We start from the raw sequence: 4924 nt of genomic DNA, 5'->3' as shown, positions 1-4924 counted from the left end.
AAAACCTTAGGAGGTTAACCAAATGAATCATAATGTATTGATAATTGAGGCAGTAAAATTTTTAGAGAAATCACCGCAATTTGTACGAATTGGATAACAAAGAGAGATATCGCTTTTCGGAATTGCAATACAAATGACTGGAGAAAAGTATACGTATCACATTTCCTGAAAACAGCTTGAGGAGTATATTGGAAAGAGATTAAATCGTCAGAAATGAAAGGCAAGGAAGGCTAGGATATAAGAATTAACTAAGGAGAAATAACAATGAGAAGAAATTTAAATGAAATAAAAAACTACCACAAGTTAGCGTTAGGTAAAAATAAACTAGAGTCTACAAATATTTATAGAGATGCAACTACTGCTAGAGCACTTTTAAAACCAGCGACATCTACTGTTTTGATATTAAAGTATCTTGGAGAACGTATTTACCTCATATCCAAAGTTAATAGTAAAGCTACTAAACAATCTGAGCGACAGCCCTCTATAGTTTTCAGGGAAAAAAGTAAATTAACCGGTTATTTAATAGGTGATGTTATTTTTGTGGGGGAAGATTCTAAAGGTAATTTTAAAGAATTGGATTTTAAGGTAGTAAAAGGTTTAAATAGGAAATTGAAAAAAAGAACGGCAATTAAATACACTTTAGACAATGATAATAACAGCTACCAAACCGAAGCTACTGTTATGGAAATATATGGTATGAAGTGGCTAAGATATTAAAATCATTATAGTAGATCAAAACCAGAAGAGACAATAATAATTATGGCTTCGGTGAATTTTGCTGCAAAGGAATATTTCCTTCTTGCCAGTAAATTAAGCAATAAAAGTCTAGTTTTAACATATATAGGTATGCCTTAATTGAGTAATTGGGAATTTCCACCTCTGTTTTAAAATATTTCTTATGAAGTTATTTACTACTAGTTTGTTCGGTGATATAGTAATATCGAGCTACACAATTAATTTAGGAAAGGAGACCATATATTTAGGTTACTTTGTGAAAAATCCAACTTCTTTATTTATTTTTTTGAAATTTTAGTTAATGTAGCTGTTTATAATTTATTTCTTAGAAAGAATAAATAAGATGAAGGGTTTTTATGTAATAAATAAAGAGAAGAGGTGGAGTGTTAGGATAATACTGTAAGTTCGTTTCAGTATTATAATAATTGAAATTATTCATGAAAAAATTCAGATTATTTACAATCTCATTTATCGTTATTTTAAGTTTACTATTAGCGGTACTGTTTTTAGTGTTCAATGAAAATAATAAACTTGACTGTAATAATAATTGGGCATTTTGCTCTATCAACAAGCAAGATAATTACAATTCATTGAAAGACGGGAAAGTGATAAAAATTGCAATAATCGATAGTGGGATTGACGAAAAGAAAGCTCGAGTCCAAGTGGAAAAACGGTTTTCAGATGATAATAAAACAAAGGATATACTTGGGCATGGAACTGCTATAGCTAGTATCATAGCAAGTAAAAGAAGTTTTCAAGATGATTTCGAAGGGGTATATCCAAGAGGGTCGATTTATGATGCAAATGTTCTAGATGAAAATGGAAATGCAACTATAGAAGAAATAGTATCCGCTGTTGAATGGAGTATTAGTCAGGAAGTAGATATTATTAATATGAGTTTTGGTGTTGAAAACGATGATGATAGACTCCACAGGGCAATTAAAAAAGCAACAGACAATAATATTATTATCGTTGCCGCAGCCGGTAATACTTTAGGAATGTATACTGAATATCCAGCTAAATATGAAGAGGTTCTATCAATTTCTGCTGTAGATGAAAAAATGAATCTATTCAAATATTCTGCAAAGGGGAAAATTAATTTTGTTGCACCTGGCGTAGATATCGAAGCTATAAAAATTGGAAATCTTTCTAATCAAGAAACACTTAGTGGGACTTCTTTTGCTACTGCCTATGCAGCTGCTATCATTGCAATACTATTAGATGAAAATAAAATTGATAATGAGAACTATCAAAAGACTTTATTGGAATATGCACACCCAGTAAAAGGAAAAGAAAATGATCCATCATACGGAAATGGATTGCTCAAAATAAAATAAGTCACTTCGAGGTGGGAAATGAAAAAAACTTTTGTAAAACTTTTAATCTTTGTATTTCTATTTAGTAATATAATGCCTATTTTTGCAAATGCTCAATCTTCTAATGAAGATAATCTAGTAGACTTCAGCGAGATCGAGCAAAATACAGAGAACATTCTAACTGGTGATGAAATAGAAGATGTAGTTGAAACAGAAGGTTATGTAGATCATCAAACTGACACATTGGTCGTTGAGTCTTCAATCAATTCAGAAGAAATCGAAGCAAATAACATAATGGAAGTTAATTTGGATGATCAAGAAATCATTACTTCGGTTGAAATTGAGGATGAAGAAACTGGTGAATTAGTTGAATATAATTTTGATATTGAAGTTACAGAGGTAGTTGGGGAAGATTTTAAAGCAATTTTTACAGATCTTAAAACAGGTGAGGAAATTTATGTAGACACCGCACAAGTTCAGGCTTCATTTCATCCATTAATAGTTATAGCTATTTTAGTTGCCAAACATGGTGTAAAATGGGCTATAAAGAAATATGGGAAAACTATTGTAAACACAGCTACAAAAAAATATGGGAAAAAAGCTTCTGGAAAAACCTTATCAAAGATAAAATTCTCTAGTACGAAAAAATTGGATAGTCATTGGAAAGACCATAAGCGTGAATTTCCAGGATTAACAAAAGATGGCTATCTAAAAAGAGCTCAAAGCCTAGCTGGTTCAACCTCTAAAGGCGTTTTAACAAAAAGGAAGAAAAATAGTACAGATATTGTAAAATATAATAAAAGTACAGGAGAATTTATTTCATTAACGAAAGATGACGTTATAAAAACTTTCTTTAAACCTAAGTACAGTAAAAAAAATAAAAATTGGAAGACGTTAGCCAGAAAATATTTTGACGCACAATAAGTAGGTGATGAAATGAAAACATACATGTGTCCAGTTTGTGGATATGACGGACTAGAAGAAGAGGCGTACGATAATAACTTCAATCCATCTTACGAAATTTGCTCATGCTGTCGTTTTGAATACGGTTATAGTGAAGATCATAATGTGGATCTAGGTTATATTGTTATTCCAAATGAAATGAGAGAAGCTGCTTTTCAATTGTATCGAAAACAATGGATTGAAGAGGGCGCAGAAGTTGGACATCCTGAGTATTATCCAAAAGAATTTCAAGAAAAAGGAAAAGTAAAACAGGAAATGCTGATTAAGCAACTAAAAAGGCTTGATTTGCCATTGGACAACTTTACTTTTTTAGATTACGATAGCTAATGTTTTAAAAATTTATAACTAATATATGTCAGAGTTGGTTGATTCATTTTGTTTATTATCAATCAACTCTCTTTTAATAATCTCGTCAAATTTCTTTTAAAAAGAGATTGGTTATTATTTTGGGGAAGCTTTTTGGGTGGAGTAGCAACACTAATTGCTGTGTTTTTAACATTAAGCCAGAATTCAGAAATCATGAAGCAAAATGATGAATTAATCAAATTCAATCATAAAAACCTTCAATTGCAGGAGGAAATGTTGCGTTTAAATCTAATGCCGTTATTAGATATTAGAATGATAAAAGATGATGAATTACACTTAAAAGACTTGTATCCACCAAATGGATATATCATTTTAAAAAGTAATAAAGGTAATGAAATGACTTCTCGTCTTCCGAGAACATATCAGGAAATTATTTCAAATAATTTTTTACGGGAAGTTAAAAATAAACACAATAATTTAAAGGCGTTGTTAACAAAGACAGGAGATAAATTTATTAGATTTGAACTAACCCAAAAAACGAAAAATACTGCTAAAAATATTTGTGTCACTATTAAAAATATACAAAATAATTCATCGAAAATATTCATCAGCCCACTATTTGCACTTGCTGAGAAAGAAAGTGTAAAGATACCAATATTTATTACTAATGATTTTTTAGGTGAGAAATTATATATTATTTTTAATTACGAGGATATAGAGGGACGTAGTTATTTACAACATCCTTCATGTAACCTTTCCAAGTTGCTCGGGTGCCAATTTCACAAGTATTTGGATTTTTATTATCTTCTCCAATAGTTAATTTTAATTCATTGAAAAATTCTTGTTCACCAAATCTAGCTTCTAGCTTATCAAAATCGAAATCAACCACATTATTATCAGAATCATAAATGGCGGATTATTCCATTAAATATTCGAGATCCTCTGCTAAGTCAAGTATTTCCTGTTCTTCTTTTTTTGATTGTGCGCTAGTCGCAAATGGAAAACTACTGATTATTAATGTTAAAACCATTAAAATTATTAAACTTTTAAACCATTTGTTTTCAAACTGTTTGGCTGTCATTGTCTCCCTCCTTTCATTAATTAGTAGATAAATAGGTAATATTACAATAATAACCATATAATACAATTATAGTTAAAAAAGACTATTTTTTAATTTTTTTGAAATAAAATAGCGATTTCATTTAGAATAATCTAATTAATAATCCAATTGTTAACTTATGTTGGAAATAAATTAATAATAATTTAAATAATGTTAACTATTGTGAGCTTCAAGTAGAAATGAACACTTTTTGCTAATTAAATTTGGACACTTTCTTCCATAAAAATGGAAGAGCGGTGTTTCATTCGATAACTATCATCATCATGAAAATGAATAACTTCAGCTCGATGTAAAATTCTATCTAGGATAGCCGTTGTAATCCCTGGATCACCTAGTAATTCTCCCCATTCATTTGGTCCTTTATTAGAAGTTAATATAATTGAAACCTTATCATAAAGGTTGTTAATAAGATGGAAAAATAAATTCACTTCACGTGTATCCATTGCTATAAACATCAAATCATCAATAATCACTAAATGAGAGG

General features: G+C 29.9%; 7 protein-coding genes. 5 read left to right on the top strand and 2 right to left on the bottom strand.

Annotation, left to right across the window (positions count from 1 at the left end; genetic code table 11):
• Window positions 1-264 precede the first annotated feature (264 nt).
• The 5 genes from OSO01_RS23070 (at window position 265) to OSO01_RS23050 (ending at window position 4136) form a co-directional block, all read left to right on the top strand.
• Window positions 265-717, top strand: a complete 453-nt coding sequence (locus OSO01_RS23070) for a hypothetical protein (RefSeq protein ID WP_147212802.1) — start codon at window positions 265-267, stop codon at window positions 715-717.
• A gap of 455 nt (window positions 718-1172) precedes the next feature.
• The gene (locus OSO01_RS23065) at window positions 1173-2072 is read left to right on the top strand and encodes a S8 family serine peptidase (protein ID WP_147212801.1); all 900 of its coding nucleotides are present in this window, start codon (window positions 1173-1175) and stop codon (window positions 2070-2072) included.
• An 18-nt stretch (window positions 2073-2090) separates the two neighbouring features.
• Complete coding sequence (locus tag OSO01_RS23060) at window positions 2091-2975, top strand: SAR2788 family putative toxin (RefSeq protein WP_147212800.1); 885 nt, start codon at window positions 2091-2093, stop codon at window positions 2973-2975.
• Between the two features lie 12 nt (window positions 2976-2987).
• Window positions 2988-3341, top strand: coding sequence for a hypothetical protein (locus tag OSO01_RS23055; protein ID WP_147212799.1), 354 nt, complete (start codon window positions 2988-2990; stop codon window positions 3339-3341).
• A 132-nt stretch (window positions 3342-3473) separates the two neighbouring features.
• Window positions 3474-4136, top strand: a complete 663-nt coding sequence (locus OSO01_RS23050; RefSeq protein ID WP_147212798.1) for a hypothetical protein — start codon at window positions 3474-3476, stop codon at window positions 4134-4136.
• A 100-nt stretch (window positions 4137-4236) separates the two neighbouring features.
• On the opposite strand, the gene OSO01_RS23510 is transcribed toward OSO01_RS23050, so the two are convergent.
• Window positions 4237-4401 (bottom strand): hypothetical protein, encoded by a 165-nt coding sequence (locus OSO01_RS23510; protein WP_186813754.1) that lies wholly within the window; start codon window positions 4399-4401, stop codon window positions 4237-4239.
• A 236-nt stretch (window positions 4402-4637) separates the two neighbouring features.
• Window positions 4638-4924: ATP-binding protein (locus tag OSO01_RS23045; RefSeq protein WP_186813753.1), on the bottom strand; the 287-nt coding region annotated here is incomplete at its 5' end.

It is taken from the genome of Oceanobacillus sojae, assembly GCF_007991515.1.
GTDB lineage: Bacteria > Bacillota > Bacilli > Bacillales > Amphibacillaceae > Oceanobacillus > Oceanobacillus sojae.
Note: the sequence above shows the minus strand (reverse complement) of the source record. Positions and strands in the feature narration are given on the sequence as shown.

Excerpts from the sequence above, each read along its gene's own strand:
- OSO01_RS23070 (WP_147212802.1), top strand. The coding sequence starts at position 265 with ATGAGAAGAAATTTAAATGAAATAAAAAACTACCACAAGTTAGCGTTA.
- OSO01_RS23065 (WP_147212801.1), top strand. The coding sequence starts at position 1,173 with ATGAAAAAATTCAGATTATTTACAATCTCATTTATCGTTATTTTAAGT.
- OSO01_RS23060 (WP_147212800.1), top strand. The coding sequence starts at position 2,091 with ATGAAAAAAACTTTTGTAAAACTTTTAATCTTTGTATTTCTATTTAGT.
- OSO01_RS23055 (WP_147212799.1), top strand. The coding sequence starts at position 2,988 with ATGAAAACATACATGTGTCCAGTTTGTGGATATGACGGACTAGAAGAA.
- OSO01_RS23510 (WP_186813754.1), bottom strand. The coding sequence starts at position 4,401 with ATGACAGCCAAACAGTTTGAAAACAAATGGTTTAAAAGTTTAATAATT.